We start from the raw sequence: 19,898 nt of genomic DNA, 5'->3' as shown, positions 1-19,898 counted from the left end.
CTGAAAAGAATTTTGCAAAGGTCCCAGCCTTTGTAAAGCGGTTAACCTTTCAATACTTCGTTAACGGCGCGGTAGGCTTGGTCGACAGCGCCGTGCACATAGGGCATCCATGCGGCGTCGGAGCCGGCGATGAAGATGTTGCCCACGCGTTTCTGCATGGTTTCGGTGGCCTTCTCGGCGCTGCTGTCCGAATCGTACAGGCCGACCTGTTCGTAGCTGTAACCGTGCGCCCAGCGGTTGAGGGTAACGGCAACCAGCACGTCGTCGAGCTTTTCGCCTGCCACCGCGTAAATGCTGCGCAATTGGTCGAGCATTTCTTTTTCGAGTGCTTCGTAGTTTTGGGCAGCCAGATGGCGGCGGCCGGCTTTATACATTTCACGGGCGGTTTTGCCTGCGAAATCGGTTGCGATTTTCACCATGTGGATAATCATGGGTTCGTCGGCGGTTTGCGGGAATTGGTAGCCGCCCATGCTGACCGGATAGTCGAGCTTGATCAAACAGTAGGGCGCATCGGGAGCATAGAGCGAGTGCACGCCGAGTTTTTGGAATGCCTGCGAGTTTTTCACGGCCACTTTGCCGTAAATCATCGGCACTTTCACGTTGGTTTGGGCGGCGTTTTTTTGCGCTTCGGGCATTTGCGGAATCACGCGGGCGGCCAGTGCGCTGTGTCCGGCGAAAACGGCCTGTTTGGCCTGAACTTGTTTGAGGCTTCCGCCGCCGTGGGGCATATAGGCCACGGCCACGCCGTCGTTGTTGTTTTCCAGCAGCAGGGCGGTGCTGTTGAGGCGCAGGCGCACTTTGTTTTCGGGCGCATCGAGCTTGCTGTAGTCGAATTTGGCCAAAACGATGTCTTCCATGGTGTTGCCGGCGGCAACGGCGGGAATCATTTTGCGCACGAGCATACGGGCAATCGAGGCATTGCCGTCGGGAAAGTGGTAGATATACGGCTCTTCTTCGTGGCTGTCTTCTTCCAAGCCCAGATTCTGCACGCCGGGGTAGCCGTCGTCTAAGGCTTCCTGCACGGAAATGGCGTTAATCGCATGGCCCCAGTATTCGGAGCTGAGGTTTTTCAGGTATTTGAGCGCGCCTTCGGGCAGTTTGGCGTAGTTTTTCAGAAAGTCGTAATAGCTGGTTTCTTCGGCGGCTTCGGTGCGCTGGCGTTTGTTTTTGCCTTTGAAGTAATCGGCCGGGTCGGTGTAGAGCAGGGTGAGTGCTTGTTTGTCGGCATCGGTGAGTGGAAATTTTGCGATGATTTCTGCCGCGCTTTCTTCACCGGCTTCGGGCAGGCCGGCCACAACGGCATCTTTGCCGAAGGCGTCTTTGCCGAAAAATACGCCTTCTTTCAGCTGGCGGGTTTTTTCGTATAAATCTTGGTGGAAATAGGTTTCGAATTTGGTGTAGTCGATGCCTAAGTCTTTCAGCAGGGCGAGCGACTCTTCGGAATATTCGGATTTGGGCGAATCGATGGATTCGCTGCCTGCGTATGAAATCAGCAGGCGGCCGTCGACGGTGAACTCGTTGCGCTGGGCATGGCCGCCGAAATCGTCGTGGTTGTCGATTAACAGGATTTTGGCTTCGGGGCGCTGTTTTTGGTAGAGATAGGCTGCGGTCAGCCCGCTGAGGCCGGCGCCGACCACAACCAAATCGTATTGTTCGTCGGCTTTGCCGGGCAGGGTGTAGGTTTTCCCTTGCAGTGCCATGCTGTGGGCGGCGGTTTGCACGCCTTCGGAATCGCCGCGCAGGCCGAGCAGGGCGGGCGGATAGTAGGCGGCATTGACGGCACGGCCTGCGGTGGATGCGGATTCGGGAGAAAAAATGCGGTAGATTTTTTCGCAGCCGCCGAGCATCAGCGTGGAGGTAACGGCAGCGGAGCCGCCGAGAAAGGTGCGGCGGGAAATTTTGCGTTTCATAAAAAGTCCTGGTTGGTATGGCTGGTGTTGCAGAAAGAACGGTTAAGGCCGTCTGAAAACGGCTGGCGGTTGTTTACTTTTCAGACGGCCCAAGCGGCATGATTTGATTGCCAAGCGGTAGTGATTTTATCAAAGTTAGCCTTGATTGTGGATAATCTGTAAAAATAGCATTATCTTTGTTAAATATATGGCATAAAAATGTAAATGGAACATGAACCGAAAGGCCGTCTGAAAAATGTTTCAGACGGCCTTTCGGGGCGGGGATGAATTTGTTTTGATGCGGGCCGGAGCGGCCGTTGCGGGTTTATTGCGCGGCCGAAGCGGAAAGCAGTTTTTCCATCGGTTTCAGGTTGACGGCATTGCCTTGGCTCACCAGCCATTTGTCTTCCACGCGCCATTTTCCGCCGGCGTCTTCCACGCGCACATACCAGTGGTGGGTGGCGGGAAGGGGTTTGAAAACGGCGTTGTATTCGGCTTTGTCGCCCGATAGTGCGCCTCCTTGGGCGGGTTGCAGTTTCACGGTTTGGTCGTCGGCTTTTTTGGCCGGGTGCATCAGCACCAGGTTGAGCGGTTCCTGCGGGTTGAAGTTGCCGTTCACCAGTACTTTGGCGGCGTTTTTGTCGGGATTGATCAGCACTTGCGCGTGAATATTGCGTTTGAAGGCTTCTTCGTCGCGGTGCAGTTGCAGGTCGATGTGTTTGCCGTCTTTGTAGTAGTCGTCGCTTACCAAGTCGGCCGAATTGCTTTTGGCCAGATAAAAGGTGTAGATGGCGGCGAACACCACAATCACCGGTCCCGCCATCAGGAGCCACGGCCAGGGTTCTTTATACCAAACTTTTGATTTCTGCGATTGTTGGGGCACTTTGGTCATTCTCCGATAAACGATGCTTTTTCTGTGAGGGTGTGCGTGTCGCCATCAGCTTCCCGGTAGGTGAATTCGAATTCGATGGGGTGGCTGCCTTTGTCGGCGTATTCGGGTATGGTCGAAACCTGAACGGGCACGGTAATGGTTTCTTTGGGCGGCACTTTGATGCCGCCTGAAGGCAGGCCGGTGAGGGCGATTTCGTCGAAGCCGCTCACTTTGGCGGTTAGCACCTGTTCGTTTTCGCTGTCGTTGATGATGCGCAGGTTGTAGGCGTTTTCAAGCCAGCCTTGGTTGTTTTCGCGAACCATCACGCCGCGGTCTTTGATGATGTCCACGCTTAGGGTTTCGCGGGTGGAAATGCCGGTAATCATGGCAATCACGGCGGCGAACAATACGGTGCCGTAGCCGATAACGCGCGGGCGCAGCAGGCGTTTTTTGATGTCTTTGTCGGCATATTCGTGTGCGAGCACACTTTCGGTGGTGTAGCGTATCAGGCCGCGCGGGTAGTTCATTTTATCCATGATTTCGTCGCAGGCGTCGATGCAGGCGGCGCAGCCTATGCATTGGTATTGCAGGCCGTCGCGGATGTCGATGCCCACGGGGCACACCTGCACGCACATGGTGCAGTTGATGCAGTCGCCGAGGTTGGTTTCTTCTTTGCTGGCGGTTTTCTTGCGGGCGCCGCGCGGTTCGCCGCGCTCGGTGTCGTAAGAGATAATCAGCGTGTCTTTATCGAACATCGCGCTTTGGAAGCGGGCGTAGGGGCACATGTGCAGGCACACTTGTTCGCGCATTTGATGGGCAAACAACCAAGTCATGAAGCCGTAGAACGCGGCGGCAAACAGCGCGCCGCCGCTTGCTGTGAAGGTGAACACGGCGGGAACCAGCTCGCGTATCGGTGTGAACCAGCCGGCGAAGGTGATGCCCGTCCAGGCGCACACAGCGAAAATCAGCAGGTATTTGGTGGTTTTGATGCGGATTTTGCGGAAGTTCCATGGCTCTTTGTCGAGCTTCAAGCGTTTGTTGCGGTCGCCCTCAACAAGGTGGTCTATCCACAGCATGATTTCGGTGTAAACCGTTTGCGGGCAGGCGTAGCCGCACCACAAGCGGCCGGCGATGGTGGTCCACCAAAACAGGCCGAAGGCCGAAATAATCAGCAGCAGGGCCAGATAAATCAAATCGCCCATGCCGAGCGAAAGGCCGAAAATATAGAAATGGCGCTCGGGTATGTCAAACAAAACGGCTTGGCGGCCGCTCCAGTTGAACCACGGCACCACATAAAACACGAACTGGGTGGCCAGAATCATCAACAGGCGCAAATTGGCAAAACGCCCTTTGGCCATTTTCGGGTGGATGCGTTTCGCACTTTGGTAAAGTTGGATAACTTGTTCTTTAGGTTGGTTTGGGCCTTTGGGTGCGCTCGGCATGGCGGAGTTCCTCAGCTTGGTAATGGCTTGCGTTATTTTCGTTATGGCGCGGCATTATAACAGTTTCCGGTTTTCAGACGGCCTGAAAATAAGAAGAGGCCGTCTGAAAAAACTACCAATAAATGCTTGCCAACTTTCTGAAAATCCTTTAGATTAGTTTGAACTAGAACAAAAAGGATTTTGTATTGTGGAATTAAAACCCAAAGGCGGCACCGCTGTCAATATCGCCCAATCCATTGCGGGGCTTATCCGCGAAGAAGTGTGGCCTGCCGGCTACCGGCTGCCCACCGTGCGCAGCCTCGCGCAAGAGTTGGGGGTGAATCCCAACACCGTATCGGCGGCCTACAAACAATTGCGCGATGCAGGCATTATCGACACCGACGGCAGGCGTGGCAGTTTCGTGCCTGAAAAAACCGAAATCCTGCATACCGAAAGCGCCGTTCCCCAGGGCTTGGTGGATTTGGCCTCGGGCAATGTCGACCGCCGCCTGCTGCCCGAACTGCCCCTCGACCTGCTCAACGGCTACCATTTGGCCGCCGATGTGGGCAGCCACGGCGACAGCCCCGAGCTGATGGCGTTCATACGCAACTGGTTGCGGCAAAACACCGGCATCGAAGCCGATCTCATGCTGCTGTCAGGCAGTTTGGACATCATCGAACGCGCGCTCAGCCAGCGCTGTATGCCCGGCGCCAAAGTGTTGGTGGAAACCCCGTGCTGGCTGCCCCTGCTGCCCCTGCTCGCCAACTTGCGCCTTGAGGCCGTGCCGGCCGAAATGGATGAAGAAGGCGCAAAAATTCCCGAACACACAGATTTCAGCCAGATTTCAGCCGTTATCCTCACCGCCCGCGCACACAGCCCCACCGGTGTCTGTTACAGCCGCGAACGCTGGCAGGCATGGCAGCGTGTGCTGGCGCCGCACAAAACACTGGTGATTATCGACGACCATTGGGCGGCGCTCAGCTTGAAACCTTTCCACGGCATGGAAGGGTTTGCCAACGAATGGATATACAGCACCTCGACCAGCAAATTCCTCGGCACCGATATGCGCACCGCCGTTGCAGCAGGCAACGGCAACACCTTAAAAGCCATGAAAAAACGCTTTTCGCTGGGGCCGCGCTGGATCAGCAAACTGTTGCAGCATATCACGCTGCAATTGTGGCAGCGGCTGGGCGAGCGCGGGTTGGCCGGTATCGCCGCAAGCTACCAAACCCGCCGCCAAAAACTGATTGGCCGCCTGCAACGGCACGGCATCCATGTGCCCGGCCAACACGGCGAAGGCCAGCATATCTGGCTGCCGGTTCATAACGAAGCGCAGGTGATCCAGTTTCTTGCCGCCAAAGGCTGGGCGGTGCAAAGCGGTGCGACTTTCAATTTATCGAAACAAAGCGCGGTCCGGATTACGATAGGCAACCTGAGCGAGCATGATTGCGAAACGCTGGCAGACGACATTGCCGAAACCTTGTCGGCAAGCGGCAAGGCGGTTTATTGAGCGTGTAATGCAAAGTATTGAGAAAGGTCTTCTGAAATTAGTTTGTTTGAATCTGCTGTAAGCAGCAAATAGGCTAAATATGTATTTGTTATGGGGCTTAGGAAGCAAAATTCATTTTAAAGGGTCTTGCCGCAACATTTTCAATAGTACTTTATACAGATCATCATGTCGGTGGTTGAAGCGAAACTCGGTTTCTTTTAATGCAGGTAAAAGGTATGTTTCGGCACTCCATTAAACTGTACCAAGCGATGCTTGGCATAGCTCTAAAAGGATTCGATACCGTTGATATGTTGCATACCTCGAACAAACTCATTGTCGCCGCGATGCACTCTGAGAAATGTTTCGCAAAACCCATGTAGACCAATCCATGACAGCCCCGCCAGCCATCTGTATTGTTCACATTCTCGACCGTGATACGGCCTCTGATAACCTTTTGCAGCATTGCTTTGGAAGCATCGGGAACGATTTCGGTATAAACCTTGTCGCCTCATTTGAGGATGCCGAAAACGATGGTTTTACCGCCCGTTCTGCGTTCGCGTTTACTCGGGTGTGCTTTGCACCGAAATAGGATTTGTCTAATTCTGCGATGCCGTAGAAAGGCGTGTGCTGTTCGCATTCGTCAGCTAAGCGCCGGCGCAACTTCAGGTACAGGCTGTTGATGCTTCTGACACTGATTCCTGTCAGTTTGGCGGTATCGGAAGCGGTCAAATAGAAGGCGAAAAGCCGCAGGATCAGACGGAATTTGGGCTCGGTAATTTTGCTGAACTTTTGATACTTGTTTTTTTAATTTCATTTCAGAAGCTTATCACTATATTTGGTGATTTTGCTTCCTAAGTCCCAAATATATTAAGGCCGTCTGAAATCGATTTCAGACGGCCTAAGCAGTATATGCGGTATGGTGCCGTTAAACCCGCACGATGCGCTGCACCTGCGGGATGGCGTGCAGGGCACGGATAATATCGTTGAGCTGCTCGGTGTTTTTCACTTTCAGGAAGAATTTGAACTCGATAAATCCTTCCGTGCCGGGTTGTTTCTGCGGTGTTTCCACCGATTCGATATCGGCACCCGATGATGAAATCGCCTGAGCCATCGAGGCCAGCAGGCCGCGGGTATCGCGGGAGCCGACTACCAAAGTGGTGCGGAAACTTTGGTCGGTGATGCTTTCCCAATCGGCGTCGAGTTGTTGGTCCGGGTCGGCTTTCAGCATATTGGGGCAGGTGTCGCGGTGGATAACCAGCCCTTGGTCTTTGATCAGCAGGGCGCGGATGGCGTCGCCGGGCAGGGGTTGGCAGCATTGTGCCAAATGCACGCGGCCGGTTTCGGCACCGTTGATTTTAATCGGGCTTAAACGCACTTCGCCGCCGAAATGTTCGCCGGCCAGCTCGGCAATGTGCATGGCTACGGTAACGGGCAAGGTGTGGCCCATGCCGACGTTATAAAGCACGTCTTCAAATGTGGTTTGCTTGTTGTTGAGGTCTTCCAGATATTTTTCTTTAAGGCCGTCTGAAAGCAGGATATTTTGCGGCAGCAGGCTGGAAAGGGCTTTTTGCAGCAGGTTTTCGCCAAGCGTTACCGCATCTTTGCGGTTCATGTTTTTGATGTAGTTGCGGATGGCGCTGCGGGCGCGGCTGGAAACGGCGAAATTGAGCCAGGCCGGGTTGGGTTTGGCTTGTTCGGAAGTGATGATTTCCACCGAATCGCCGGTTTTGAGTTTGGTGCGCAGCGGCATCATGGTGTTGTTGATGCGGGCTGCCACGGTGCGGTGGCCGACGTCGGTGTGCACGGCATAGGCAAAGTCGATGGGGGTGGCGCCTTTGGGGAGTGCCAGAATTTTCCCTTTCGGTGTAAGGATATACACTTCGTTGGGGAATAAATCGACTTTAACGGCTTCAAAAAATTCCATGGCGTTGGCACTGCCGGCCTGTAGGTCGAGAATGTTTTTCAGCCAGCGGTTGGTGTGCAGTGTGGCTTGATCGACGGTGCTTTCGCCGGATTTGTAGATCCAGTGCCCGGCCACACCGCCTTCGGCCACGGCGTCCATTTCCCAAGTACGTATCTGCACTTCGATGGGCAGGCCGTAGGGGCCGACCAGTGTGGTGTGCAGGCTTTGGTAGCCGTTGCTTTTGGGGATGGCGATATAGTCTTTGAAACGGCCGGGCTTGGGTTGATACAGGCTGTGCAGGGCACCGAGTGCGGCATAACAGGCGGGAATGCTGTTCACAATCACGCGAAAGCCGTAAATATCCATCACATCGGCGAAACGCAGGTTTTTGGCCTGCATTTTCTGGTGGATGCTGTAAAGGTTTTTTTCGCGGCCTTTGATTTTGGCTTCGATGTTGGCATCAACCAAACGCACGCTGAAGGCACGCAATACTTTGCCGACCACGTCGCGGCGGTTGCGGCGGCTGGCCTTCATGGCTTTTTGCAGGGTTTCGTAGCGGCGCGGGTGCAGGTTTTGGAAAGATAAATCCTGCAATTCCTGATAGGCGTTGTTCAGGCCGATGCGGTTGGCGATTTGGGCATAGATTTCCAGCGTTTCCTGCGCGATGCGGCGGCGCTTTTCGGGGCGCATCGAGCCGAGCGTGCGCATATTGTGCAGGCGGTCGGCGAGTTTTACCACAATCACGCGCACGTCTTTGGTCATGGCCAGAATCAGCTTGCGGAAACTTTCGGCCTGATGCTCGGCTTGGCTGTTGTATTCGAGTTTTTCGAGTTTGGAAAGACCATCGACCATTTCGGCAATGGTTTCGCCGAATTCGGCGGCCATTTCGAGCTTGGTGACGCCGGTGTCTTCAAGCACGTCGTGCATCACGCCGGCGCACAGGCCCTGTATGTCCATATGCCACACGGCCAGTTGCGTGGCAACCGCCAGCGGGTGGGTGATGTAGGGTTCGCCGCTTTTGCGGGTTTGGCCGTCGTGGGCGTGAAAAGCGAAGGCGCAGGCTTTTTCAAGCTGTTCCTGCTCTTTGCCGTTCAGGTAGGAAGCCGTGCGGAACAGCAGGTTGCGGGCTTCGGCCGTTAACGGGTCGTATGGGGCGGTGGGTTGCGGCGCACGCATTCAGACGGCCTTGTGCGGTTATTTGCTGCGCTTGAGCAGCTCTACGCCGATTTCGCCGGCGGCGATTTCGCGCAGGGCGGTAACGGTGGGTTTGTTGTTGCGCACGTCGTCAACCAGCGGCGCGGTGCCGTTTTCAAGCTGGCGGGCGCGGCGTGCGGCGGTGAGGGTGAGGTCGAAGTGATTGGGGATTTTGGTAACGCAGTCTTCTACGGTGATTCGTGCCATTTTGTCGGATGCTTTCTCGTTATGAACGGTTAAAAAGAAAATAAGGGCATATTGTCGCTGTTTTTTAAGAATTTTCCAACAGGTTTTCAACAAACAGCCGTTGTGAGGATTGTTTGAGGCGGTGCGATTTGATGATGGAAAGCAAATCGGCTTCGGCCTCGGCCAAATCGTTGTTTACGACAACATAATCAAACAGAAACGCCTGCTCGATTTCGCGGCGGGCTTTGCTCAAACGTTTGGCCACCACTTCGGGGCTGTCGGTGCCGCGGCCGGTTAACCGTTCGGCCAAAACTTTAAACGAAGGCGGCAGAATAAAAATGCTGCACACATCGGGCCACACGCGGCGCACCTGTTCGGCGCCTTGGATGTCGATTTCCAAAATCACGTCGTAGCCCTGTTCGCGCAGCAGGTTCACACCTTCCACGCTGGTGCCGTAATAATTGTCGAACACTTTGGCGTGTTCGAGAAAGGCGCTTTCGCCGATTAATTTTTCAAACTCTGCGGTATCGACAAAATAATAATGGCGGCCGTGTTCTTCGCCCGTTCGGGGCGCGCGGGTGGTGTGGGAAACCGATACGCGGATATCGTCGTGGTGTTGGGTAAGGCGGGAAACCAGTGTGGTTTTGCCGGTGCCTGAAGCGGCGGAGATAATGAAAATATTGCCTTTGGAAGATGCTTGCATGGTAACGGGCCGAAAGGAAAAATTGCCGCTTATTATGCCACAGCGGCAGACGGGGCGACAACGGGCGCCAAGCTTTGCTACAATTATCGGTTTGTTGGTTACCGAAATTGAGGACAAGGTTGATATGTTGATTCATCCCGATGTGATGGGCGTGGGCAAGCTGTATGAAAAAATCCGCAAAGTGCCCGATTGGCCTAAAAAAGGCATTTTGTTTCATGATATTACGCCCGTATTGCAAAGCCCCGAATATTTCCGCCTGTTGGTGGACTTGTTGGTTTACCGCTATATGGGGCAGAAAATCGATGTGGTGGCCGGCTTGGATGCGCGCGGGTTTATCATCGGGGCGGCTTTGGCCTACCAGTTGAATGTGGGCTTTGTGCCTATCCGCAAGAAAGGCAAGCTGCCGTTTGAAACGCTGTCGCAAAGCTATGCGTTGGAATACGGTGAGGCAACGGTGGAAATCCATACCGATGCCGTTCAGAAAGGCGCGCGCGTGTTATTGGTGGACGATTTGGTGGCCACCGGCGGCACCATGCAGGCGGGCATTGAATTAATCCGCAAACTCGGCGGCGAAATCATCGAGGCGGCGGCGATTTTGGAATTTACCGACCTGCCCGGCGGCGCCAATATCCGCAACCGCGGTGTGCCGCTGTTTACGCTTTATCAAAACGAAGGTTCTATGCCTGCTTGATAACCTTGTTCCGGTATAAGTTTTTGAATGAAGTTAAGGCCGTCTGAAAATTTTTCAGACGGCCTTTGTTTGCAAAGCGTTATGCGGGCTTAGAATTTGTATTCGATTTGGCCGCGCACCACGTTTACGTCTTGCTTGTTGCTGCCGACGGTGGCGTTAACCTGTTTGCCGTGCAGGTAGAAAGCGTTGAGTTTGAAGTTTTTGTAGGGAACGTAGTTGAAGCCGATTTGCGCGCCTTGTACGTTTTTGCTGTAGTCCTCAACCGAAGAAATGCCCGACATCGCACCGACGCGGCGCAGATTGAAGAACACGTCGTAAGAGTTGCGGACTTCCCACTCGGCTTTTTTGAATCTCACGCCGGTAAAGATACCGTCGGGCGATACTTTTTTGCCCGCGCTGTCTTTCACGCCGGTGAGGTTGGAACGGCTGTAGGCGGCCATTGCGCTCCAGTCGTCGTTGATTTTCACATCGGCGCCGATTTCGCCGAAGATAGCGTTTTTACGGCTGTTATCAGGCTGTTTCACGTCGTTCAGGTAAACCGCAGTAGCGCCCACATTCACTTTGTCGGTTACGGGAATCATGGTTTGTGCAGACACCATCATTTCGCGGCGCACTTCCACGCCCCACGGGTTGTCGTTCAAGTGTTTGGTTACGCGGGCAACGGCCACTTTGGTGGGGTATTTGTAGTCGAAAAACAATTCCGCGCCGGTTACTTCGTTGTCTAACACGCGGCCGTATGAAGAGAATGCGCCGAATTTACCCACGCGGGCTTTGATTTTGTCGTGCACCGTGCCTTCGGCGTAGAGCTTGTTCATGGGCACATCGTGGTCGCCGTTGAACTTGCCGGTTTCCAAGTCGATTTGCGGCTCGATTTGGGTAACGATTTTCCAGTCTTTATAAACGCGGGCGGAAAACCACAAGTCGGCATTGAGATGGCTGGCGGTGTTGTTTTTGGCGTTGTCTTCAGTTGCATAGTTGGTGGCGGTGTCGCCGGAGTCGGCACGGACGCGGATGGTGCCGTGAATGCCGAAGCGGTCGGGGATAACGTTGTAATCGCTTGAGGCGCGTTTTGCACCGGCGTTCACATAATCATCGGTAGTGGCCAATGCGGCCGAAGTGTTTGCCGCCAAAGCAGGGGCGGCGAAGAGGGAAGCGCATACGAAAGGCAGGATTTTTTGGGGTTTCATATCATTTATTCTCCAAAGGTTGGGTAAACGGCTGCATCAGAATTATTAACAGGTGAAACACTTCCCCCGAAGTATTCCGAGCCTTGTTTATCAAGGCTTTTTACAGTGTGCAGTTGCTGTTTTTTGTTAAATGACATCGGTGTCATTTTTATAATTTAAAAAACGGTTGCGTTTTTAAACCGTTTTTTTAACTTTTTTATGGCGGCTATCGTATTGAAAACAACTGTCGCCCGTCAAGCGGTTTAACGGTTGGCAAAGCGGGATAGGGCGGCTTTATTGACTTGAATCAATGTAAAAAATTTTTCAATGTTATTTGCATATAAATATTGTTAAAAAAGACATAAAATTATTTTTAACTATTACAATACAGTTAAGTTGTATTGCAAAAATTGGTTGATAAGCAGTGCAATGATTTCTAGTACAAGGGGACATCGCCCCTGCTTTTTGGTTTGTTTCTTCAACCGATTGCTGTTTCCACAGCGCGGTGTTTTATTTGGCGGCTGTTTTGTTGCCCTCAACGATTTTCAAACCGGCGGCAACCAAACCGCCGATGTCGGCAATATTGGCGGGCATAATCAAGGTGTTGTTTTCTTTAGCCAGCTTGCCGAAGGCTTCTACATATTGTTCGGCCACTTTCAAGTTCACAGCTTCGCTGCCGCCGGGGTTTTGCAGGGCTGCGGCCACCGCGCGGATGGCGTCGGCATTGGCTTCGGCCACCAGCCGCAGGGCTTCGGCCTCGCCTTGGGCGCGGTTGATTTGGGCGATTTTTTGGCCGTTTGATTCGTTGATGGCGGCCTGCATTTCGCCTTCGGATTGTTGGATTTCCGCTTCGCGCTGGCCGCTGGCAAGGTTGATTTGTTCGATTTTGCGGCCTTCGGATTCGGCGATACGGGCGCGCTTTTCACGTTCGGCGGTGATTTGCGCCTGCATCGCGCGCAGAATTTCCTGCGGCGGCACGAGGTCTTTGATTTCGTAGCGCAATACTTTCACACCCCAAGATACGGCGGCTTCGTCGAGTGCGGATACAACGATGCTGTTGATTTCGTCGCGTTCTTCAAAAGTGCGGTCCAGTTCCATACGGCCGATAACCGAACGCAGGGTGGTTTGCGCCAGTTGGGTGATGGCGGAAATATAATTGCTGGAGCCGTATGAAGCGAGCTTGGGGTCGGTTACTTGGAAGTAGATGATGCCGTCAACGGTGAGCTGGGTGTTGTCGCGGGTGATACACACTTGGCTGGGCACGTCGAGAGGGATTTCTTTTAATGTGTGGCGGTAGGCCACGCGGTCGACAAAGGGTATCAGAATATTCAGGCCGGGGTTTAAGATTTTGTGGAAACGACCCAACCGTTCGACCACATAGGCTTCTTGTTGCGGCACCACGGTAAAGGCTTTGAAGCCGAACACGACAACGGCGATAAAAATCAGGATGGGAAAGCTGATGAAGATGTTGAAATCCATGGTTTTTCCTTTGGCTTAAGTTGGGTTAATGCAGGTTAATCAGCAGGATATTGCCGTTTTTGCCGGTGATGACGGCGGTTTGCGGTTGGGAAGCGGTTTGGGCATTGGCGGCTTCGGCCTGCCAAACGGAGCCGCGGTAGTGCACTTCATACATATTGCCGTGCAGGTGGCGGTTGATGTGCACGGTTTGGCCGATGTCCAAATCATTAAGCGATGCGTCGCCGTTTCCGGGGCGGCGGTGGCGTTTGATCCAGCGGTTTGCCCAAGCGATACCCACGGAGGCCAGCACGGCGGCGGTGATGATGCTGACGGTCAGGTTGTCAAACAGAAGGGCCGCCAAGCCCGCGCCGAATAGGGCGGCGCTGACCACCAGCAGGTAAATCGTGCTGACGAACAGTTCGAAAATCAGCACCAATGCCGCAGCAATAAACCAATATGTCATGGGGTTGCCTTTCTGTGGTTGGGATTTTTGTTGAACATAAGCCTGCCTGCCATAAAAATCAATGCTTTTGCAGCGGGAGGGCGAGTGATTCGTTAAAAGTTTACTTGGCTATCGCCCGGGCGTAAATATAACAAAACCATTTGTTTCAAACCGTTTCGTCATATTCGGGCTTAACCCGAGTGAAATTCAGGATACTCGGTTCAAGCCCGAGTATGACGTGTGTGCTTTTTATTAAGTTTATTCACGATAAGGTTTTCAGACGGCCTAAAGGCAAATACAAGGCCGTCTGAAAACAAAACGGCTTTCAGACGGCCTTGTATTCGGTTGGCAAACGCAACAGGCCGGTTTATCCGGCGGCCAACACGCGGCGGCGGCGGGTTTCGCTCAACACCATACCGGCGGTTACCGACACGTTCATGCTTTCCACCGTGCCGAACATGGGCACGGAAACCAGCATATCGCAATGCTCGCGGGTAAGGCGGCGCATGCCTTCGCCTTCGTTGCCCATCACCCAGGCGATGCTTTCGGGCAGCTCGGCGTGATACAGATCGGCCTCGCCGCCCATATCGGTGCCGACCACCCAGATGCCGTATTCCTTCAGCTCGCGCAGGGTGCGGGCGAGGTTGGTAACGGTGATGTAGGGTACGGTTTCGGCCGAGCCGCAGGCCACTTTGCTTACGGTGGCGTTCAGCCCTGCGCTTTTGTCTTTCGGCGCGATTACGGCGTGCACGCCCATGGCATCGGCGGTGCGCAGGCAGGCGCCGAGGTTGTGCGGATCGGTGATGCCGTCGAGCACCAGCAGCAGGGCGGGTTCGCGCAGGTTTTCCAAAACGTCTTCCAGATGAACGTGGTTTTTGGATGCGTCGATAAAGCCGGCCACTCCTTGATGGCGCGCGCCTTTGGCGATGGTGTTGAGGCGCTCGGCGGCGGCGAAGTGCACACGCACGTTTTCGGCGGCGGCTTTTTCCAACACTTCGCGCGTGCGCGCGTCTTGCCGGCCTTCCTGTATATAAAGTTCGGTGATGCTTTTGGGGTTTTGCCACAAACGGGCGTTGACGGCGTGAAAACCGTAGATAAGTCGCTGGTTGGCCATGGCTTTGCTTCTGCTAAAGATTAGATGCGGCATTATACAGGGTTTGCACACAGGCCGAGACCTTTACAAGTCGTTTAGGCCGTCTGAAATATCCGATTATCGTCATTCCCGCGCAGGCGGGAATCCAGTTTTTTAAAATTGACTGATGTTTGATTTCAATGGCTTGTGAAAATTACACTGGATTCCCGCCTGCGCGGGAATGACGAGATACAAACGTTTTCAGGTTTAAATGGGTTTTTTGCAAAGGTCTCAGGCCGTCTGAAAAGCAGGGCGGATTGTTATACAATCGGTTTTATTTTTTAGACGGCCTCACAAACACCATGCAGATTTACCTTGTCGGCGGCGCAGTCCGCGATACTTTGCTCAACCTGCCCGTTACTGACCGCGATTGGGTGGTGGTGGGGGCGGATGCCGAAACTATGATCAAGCGCGGTTTCCAGCCTGTGGGCAAAGATTTTCCCGTGTTCCTGCACCCCGAAACCCACGAAGAATACGCACTGGCGCGCACCGAGCGCAAAACCGCCAAAGGCTACGCGGGCTTTGCCTTTTATGCCGACAAAAACGTTACGCTGGAGCAGGATTTGCAGCGCCGCGATTTAACCATCAACGCCATGGCGCAAGATTCAGACGGCCTGATTATCGACCCTTTCGGCGGACGGCAGGATTTGCACGATAAAATCCTGCGCCACGTTTCGCCCGCTTTTGCCGAAGACCCCGTGCGGATTTTGCGCACCGCCCGCTTTGCCGCCCGCTACGGCTTCGAGGTTGCGCCCGAAACCATGACGCTGATGCAACAAATGGTGGAAAACGGCGAAGCCGACGCACTGGTGGCCGAACGGGTGTGGCAGGAACTGGCGAAAGGGTTGATGGAGCCGCAGCCGCGCCGCATGATGGAAATCCTGCGCGAATGCGGCGCTTTGAAAGTGTTGCTGCCCGAAGTGGATGCGCTGTTCGGTGTGCCGCAGCGCGCCGACTACCACCCCGAAATCGACAGCGGCATCCACACGCTGATGGTGCTGCAACGCGCCGCCGATATGGGGCTGACGCTGCCGGAGCGCTACGCTGCGCTGCTTCACGACTTGGGCAAGGCGCTCACGCCGGCCGACATCCTGCCCAAACACCACGGCCACGACCTTGCCGGCGTGGTGCCCGTGCGCACCGTCAACGCCCGCTGGAAAGTGCCGAAAGCCTGCGCCGAGCTGGCCGAGTTGGTTTGCCGCTGGCACATCATGTTTCACAGCGTCGGCGAGCTGAGGCCAAAAACCGCGCTGGATACCTTGAAAAAAGCCGACGCATTCCGCCGCCCCGAACGCTTTCAGACGGCCTTAAACGTATGCGTGGCCGACACGCAGGGCCGCCTGCACCGCGAAAACGAACCGTATCCGCAGCGCGCGCACTGGCTGGCCCTGCTTGCCGCCGCCAATGAAACGGACACCGCCGCCATCGCCGCCGCCTGCGCGGATAATCCGCAGAAAACCGCCGAAGCCATCGACAAGGCGCGTTTGGAAAAAATCACACCGCTTCAGACGGCCTATAAGCAGGCTTTGAGCCGGAACGGAAACAACGGCTCAGCGGTGTGAAAACGGTACGGTGGATTTTATAAATTTTGGATATGGTGCAGTAAAGCGGTTTAGAGATATTTGCGCATCAGTTCGCACTCAACCGTTACTTCGCGGTTTAGGGGTAAAACCGCGGAACCGAGCGATTCGTAGCCGTTGAGTTTGTAGAACGCTACTGAGTTGAGCGAAGCGTAGAGTTTGATGAAGCTCAGCCCTTCGCTTGCTGCCAGTGCTTCGGCGCGTTGCAGTAGAGCGGTGCCTAAGCCGTGGTTGTGCACGAAGGGGTGGACGTAAAGAGCGTCTAACTGTGCTTCTTTGAAATCGAGTTGGAAAAAGCCTTGAATGTGTCCGCGGTATTCCACTACCCATAAGGCTTTGTTGGGGTCGGCCATGGTGTCGAGATAGCCTTCGGGGTTGAGCAGCCGGCTCCATGCTTCGAGCACGCGGTTGTTGTAGCTGCGGGTGCAGGTGTATTGCACGGAATAACGGTGGGCGTTGTAGATATGTTCGCAGTCGTGCGGGGCGGCAGGGCGGAGTACGGTAATCAGGCTCATGGCGTATCGGGCGGTGGGTTTCAAACGGCCTGACGGTTGCGTTTGGGAGGCCGTTTGAACAGTCGGACAAAATGTGGGTTGCTGTGTGCGAACATACGGGATTTTTAACGGGAGATAAAGCGGTTTGTGCCGAACGCGGTATTTTTTGCACAAGCGGAAGGGCAAACGGTTTGTGGTTTACTCTTTGAGCATTTTCCGTTCGTAAACCGCTTGTGCAAGCGTGCCGGCATCGACATATTCCAGTTCGCCGCCCAGCGGGATGCCGCGTGCAAGGCGGCTGACTTTATAAGGCAGGTTTTTGAACAGTTCCGACAATACATAGGCGGTGGCGTCGCCCTCGGCGGTGAAGTTGGTGGCGATGATGATTTCTTCCACTTCGCTGTTTTGCAGCCTTTCTACCAGTTTGTCGAGGGCGATGTGGCTCAAATCCATGCCTTGTGCGGGGTTGACTTGGCCCATTAACACGAAATACAGCCCGTCGTGGCAGTTGGCGGCTTCCATGCCGGAAACGTCGGCAGGCATGTGCACAATCATCAGGCGGCGCGGGTCGCGGTTTTGGTCGGCGCAGATATCGCATAAGCCGCCTTCGCAAAAGGTGTTGCAGCGGGTGCAGTGGTGTACTTGTTTTAAGGCGTGTTGCAGGGCTTCGGCCAATTCTTGCGCGCCGCTTCTGCTGTGCTGCAACAGTTGGTAGGCCATGCGCTGGGCGGATTTGGGGCCGACATTGGGCAGAATTTTTAAGGCGTTGATCAGGCGGGTGAAAGCATCGGGGTTTTGGGGCATGGCTTTGTTATTGGCTGTGATCTGTTTTAAGGCCGTCTGAAAAAAGTTTTTCGCTCCGCACAAATCGCGTTTTGCTTGTTTTCAGACGGCCTACATTTTGATGTGTAAAAGAAAAGATTAAGGCAGTTCGCGGATGGAGTCGGCCAGTTCGCGGAACATTGCATCGGCATCAACATCGGTTACCCAATAGGCGTTGGCCGGTTTGCCGGTGGAGCCCCACCAGTCGACTACGCAGGCACCCATGGTCAGCTCACTCTGGGTTTCGACATCGACACGGCATGATTTGCCGCTGAAGAGTTCGGGGAATACGGCGCAGGCAATGGCGCAGGGATCATGTAACGGGCCGCCTTCGAGGCCGAACTTTTGGGTGTCGAAACGTTCGTAGCTTTGCAGGATGTTGGCCAAACGTTTGCCGTTGGTGTTGTTTTGCTTGCGCAAAACGTCCATACGCGGAGTGGTGATGCAGGCTTTGTGAGTAACGTCGAGCGGCAAAACAGTTATCGGTGCGCCGCTTTGCAATACAATCTGCGCGGCATGGGGATCAACATAGAAATTGAATTCGGCGGCAGGAGTAACGTTGCCTGCCTCGAAATAGTTGCCGCCCATCAGCACGATGTTTTTGATGCCGCGCACGATATCGGGAGCAAGGCTGATGGCTTGGGCGATATTGGTTAGCGGGCCGATGGGACAGAGGGTGATGCTGGCTTCTTCGGCCTTGCGCAGGGTGTCGATGAGATAGGGCACGGCGTGCACGGGTTGCAACGGGCATTGCGGGTCGTGCAGTTCGGCTCCGTCCAGCCCGGTTTTGCCGTGCACTTCTTCGGCGGTAACCAGCGGCCGCAGCAAGGGTTTGCCTGCGCCGGCATAAACGGGAAAACCGGTTTCGCCGGCCCAGTCGCAGATAATTCTGGCGTTGGTGGCGGTGTGGTGCAGGCTTACGTTGCCGGCTACAACGGTGAGCGCCATGAAATCTATCAGCCCGCGTTTGGCCAGCCCGTGCGCCATCAGAATGGCTGCGGCATCGTCTTGGCCGGGGTCGGTGTCGATAATCAGGCGGATTTTTTCGTTCATGGTCTGCTCCGTTGTTTTTTCGCCGCCCGCAGGTGTTTATCTGCTTTCTTGCTTGTTGCCGGCGGTTTGTGTTGCGAGGGTTTTGTCGTATTCCTGCTGTTCTTCGGCAGAGAATCCGTTTTCATTCAATATCTTCAGGCGGTTGGCCGCTGCCTGCTGCTCGGCGCGGCTGATCTTGGTTCGGCTGATGCGCCAAGAGGTGCGGCCTTTTTCGGTAACCGAGCGTGCCGTCCACAAGCCTTCTTTTTGGTAATGGTTGAGAACGGTTTGCGCCAGCGTTTTCATATCGGTATCGGGGTTGGCGGCACCTATGGTACGCCCGATGCGGTTGTTACGCAAATCGGCGGCTTGGTCGGCGGCTGCACGGCTGAAATATTGGATTTTGTTTTCGCGTATGGCGGTGTCGTCTTCATAGGCATTACCGATTTTTTCGGCAATTTCGGTGCCGAAGCGGGCGGTAATGGCGGCTTGCCAAAGTGTGTTGCGCACGGCATTAACCTGCGTGCCCAAACCTTCGCCGCCGTTGGCCCGGTTGTCGAGCCCGGTTTTGAGGGCGAAGCGGGCGGCATTGCCGGTGATATTGACGGCGTTTTCACCGGGCAGGCCGATGGCTTGCGCCGCTACCGGGTGGTTGGCCGCAAATTTGAGGATTTTGTTGCGGCGGCTCTCGTCGCTGTGAATCTGGCAGGCGGAGAGCAATAACACACTAATCAGTAAGCTAATCCGTTTCATGTTGTTTCTTTTATCAAAAAGGTTTAAGTGAGTAATGGGTAGGTTTAAGGTTGCGGCGGGTAAAGAGTTGCGCCGCAAAATCTGCATCTAAATCTACATCGTAGCGTTTTTTGTTTTTATGGTTTTCAGACGGCCTGTTAAGAGGCTGCCTGTATTTCTTGACGGAGTTTGTCGAGAAAGCGGCTTTGGCGGACCAAAGCGGCTGCTTCGTCGTGATTCTGCCGTGAAAAAGCAGCACGCAGGTGCTGTTGCAGGTTTTGCTGTTCGGCGGCAATTTCTTCATCAAGCTCTGCGAGTGCGGCTGTATTGCCGCCGGCACGAGCCTCTTCTAAGGTTTCGCGCCATTCCATCTGCTGCATCAGAAATTCGGGGGCGAAAGCGGTGTGTTCGGGAGCGTCGGCCTCGATGCCGTGTTGCTGTAGCAGATAGGCGGCGCGCTCGGTGGGGTTTTTTAAAACGCGGTAGGCTTCGTTTACGGCCGAAGCCATCATCACGGCCTGTTTTTGCTCGAATGCGGAGGCTGCCGCGTATTTGTCGGGGTGGAACCGGGCAGCCAGCGAGCGGTAGGTTTGCTCCAGCGTTTCGATGTCGATATCGAAAGAGGGTTCCAATTTAAATAAAGCAAAATGTTGGGTCATGAAAACTTTCAATTGAATCAAGCTTGTTTACAAA

18 protein-coding genes and 1 pseudogene are annotated in these 19,898 nt (G+C 54.5%); 3 read left to right on the top strand and 16 right to left on the bottom strand.

The genetic code is table 11. The annotated features are described in order from the left end of the window. Positions 1-41: 41 nt before the first annotated feature. The 3 genes from H3L92_RS04715 to ccoG form a co-directional block, all read right to left on the bottom strand. Positions 42-1,910: an NAD(P)-binding protein gene (locus H3L92_RS04715; protein ID WP_085365638.1), complete on the bottom strand. Its 1,869-nt coding sequence runs from the start codon at positions 1,908-1,910 to the stop codon at positions 42-44. Positions 1,911-2,214: 304 nt separating this feature from the next. After that, entirely contained in the window at positions 2,215-2,781 is a 567-nt protein-coding gene (locus tag H3L92_RS04710; protein ID WP_085365639.1) for a FixH family protein, read from the bottom strand. After that, positions 2,778-4,202 (bottom strand): cytochrome c oxidase accessory protein CcoG, encoded by a 1,425-nt coding sequence (gene ccoG, locus H3L92_RS04705; protein WP_085365640.1) that lies wholly within the window; start codon positions 4,200-4,202, stop codon positions 2,778-2,780. The genes H3L92_RS04710 and ccoG overlap by 4 nt, the downstream gene beginning before the upstream one ends. A 187-nt stretch (positions 4,203-4,389) precedes the next feature. Between ccoG and H3L92_RS04700 the strand changes: the two genes are divergently transcribed. Next, on the top strand, positions 4,390-5,691 hold the full coding sequence (locus H3L92_RS04700) for an aminotransferase class I/II-fold pyridoxal phosphate-dependent enzyme (protein WP_245945468.1): 1,302 nt from the start codon (positions 4,390-4,392) through the stop codon (positions 5,689-5,691). Between the two features lie 111 nt (positions 5,692-5,802). On the opposite strand, the pseudogene H3L92_RS04695 reads toward H3L92_RS04700, so the two are convergent. From H3L92_RS04695 to gmk, 4 genes and pseudogenes are all read right to left on the bottom strand, one after another. Continuing rightward, positions 5,803-6,447: pseudogene (locus H3L92_RS04695) on the bottom strand (IS1595 family transposase). Between the two features lie 148 nt (positions 6,448-6,595). After that, positions 6,596-8,749 carry a RelA/SpoT family protein gene (locus H3L92_RS04690; protein ID WP_085365642.1) on the bottom strand — a complete coding sequence of 718 codons (2,154 nt, stop codon included), beginning with the start codon at positions 8,747-8,749 and terminating at the stop codon, positions 6,596-6,598. An 18-nt stretch (positions 8,750-8,767) separates the two neighbouring features. Further along, positions 8,768-8,974, bottom strand: coding sequence for a DNA-directed RNA polymerase subunit omega (gene rpoZ / locus H3L92_RS04685; RefSeq protein ID WP_085365679.1), 207 nt, complete (start codon positions 8,972-8,974; stop codon positions 8,768-8,770). Positions 8,975-9,038: 64 nt separating this feature from the next. After that, a complete protein-coding gene (gmk, locus tag H3L92_RS04680) occupies positions 9,039-9,656 on the bottom strand; it encodes a guanylate kinase (protein ID WP_085365643.1) in 618 nt (205 codons plus the stop codon). Between the two features lie 124 nt (positions 9,657-9,780). On the opposite strand from gmk, the gene H3L92_RS04675 reads away from it, so the two are divergent. Further along, entirely contained in the window at positions 9,781-10,347 is a 567-nt protein-coding gene (locus H3L92_RS04675; RefSeq protein WP_085365644.1) for an adenine phosphoribosyltransferase, read from the top strand. Positions 10,348-10,436: 89 nt separating this feature from the next. Here H3L92_RS04675 and H3L92_RS04670 read toward each other — a convergent pair whose 3' ends face one another. The 4 genes from H3L92_RS04670 to rlmB form a co-directional block, all read right to left on the bottom strand. Further along, positions 10,437-11,534: a hypothetical protein gene (locus H3L92_RS04670; RefSeq protein WP_085365645.1), complete on the bottom strand. Its 1,098-nt coding sequence runs from the start codon at positions 11,532-11,534 to the stop codon at positions 10,437-10,439. Positions 11,535-12,023: 489 nt separating this feature from the next. After that, positions 12,024-12,974: an SPFH domain-containing protein gene (locus H3L92_RS04665; RefSeq protein WP_115336363.1), complete on the bottom strand. Its 951-nt coding sequence runs from the start codon at positions 12,972-12,974 to the stop codon at positions 12,024-12,026. 43 nt (positions 12,975-13,017) lie between these two features. Then, the gene (locus H3L92_RS04660; protein ID WP_085365647.1) at positions 13,018-13,434 is read right to left on the bottom strand and encodes an NfeD family protein; all 417 of its coding nucleotides are present in this window, start codon (positions 13,432-13,434) and stop codon (positions 13,018-13,020) included. 346 nt (positions 13,435-13,780) lie between these two features. Then, the gene (rlmB, locus tag H3L92_RS04655; RefSeq protein ID WP_085365648.1) at positions 13,781-14,527 is read right to left on the bottom strand and encodes a 23S rRNA (guanosine(2251)-2'-O)-methyltransferase RlmB; all 747 of its coding nucleotides are present in this window, start codon (positions 14,525-14,527) and stop codon (positions 13,781-13,783) included. A gap of 320 nt (positions 14,528-14,847) precedes the next feature. Between rlmB and H3L92_RS04650 the strand changes: the two genes are divergently transcribed. Beyond that, a complete protein-coding gene (locus H3L92_RS04650) occupies positions 14,848-16,107 on the top strand; it encodes a multifunctional CCA addition/repair protein (protein WP_085365649.1) in 1,260 nt (419 codons plus the stop codon). A 50-nt stretch (positions 16,108-16,157) separates the two neighbouring features. Here H3L92_RS04650 and H3L92_RS04645 read toward each other — a convergent pair whose 3' ends face one another. The 5 genes from H3L92_RS04645 to hscB form a co-directional block, all read right to left on the bottom strand. Then, entirely contained in the window at positions 16,158-16,640 is a 483-nt protein-coding gene (locus H3L92_RS04645) for a GNAT family N-acetyltransferase (RefSeq protein WP_085365650.1), read from the bottom strand. Between the two features lie 177 nt (positions 16,641-16,817). Then, on the bottom strand, positions 16,818-17,423 hold the full coding sequence (recR, locus tag H3L92_RS04640) for a recombination mediator RecR (RefSeq protein ID WP_085365651.1): 606 nt from the start codon (positions 17,421-17,423) through the stop codon (positions 16,818-16,820). Between the two features lie 117 nt (positions 17,424-17,540). Then, entirely contained in the window at positions 17,541-18,494 is a 954-nt protein-coding gene (locus H3L92_RS04635) for a nucleoside hydrolase (RefSeq protein WP_085365652.1), read from the bottom strand. 36 nt (positions 18,495-18,530) lie between these two features. Further along, positions 18,531-19,226: a DUF6973 domain-containing protein gene (locus H3L92_RS04630; RefSeq protein ID WP_085365653.1), complete on the bottom strand. Its 696-nt coding sequence runs from the start codon at positions 19,224-19,226 to the stop codon at positions 18,531-18,533. Between the two features lie 137 nt (positions 19,227-19,363). Further along, positions 19,364-19,864, bottom strand: a complete 501-nt coding sequence (hscB, locus tag H3L92_RS04625; RefSeq protein WP_085365654.1) for a Fe-S protein assembly co-chaperone HscB — start codon at positions 19,862-19,864, stop codon at positions 19,364-19,366. Positions 19,865-19,898: the final 34 nt, after the last annotated feature.

This window comes from Neisseria dentiae (genome assembly GCF_014055005.1).
In the GTDB taxonomy this organism is placed as follows: domain Bacteria; phylum Pseudomonadota; class Gammaproteobacteria; order Burkholderiales; family Neisseriaceae; genus Neisseria; species Neisseria dentiae.
This window is presented reverse-complemented; position numbering and strand designations above follow the sequence as displayed.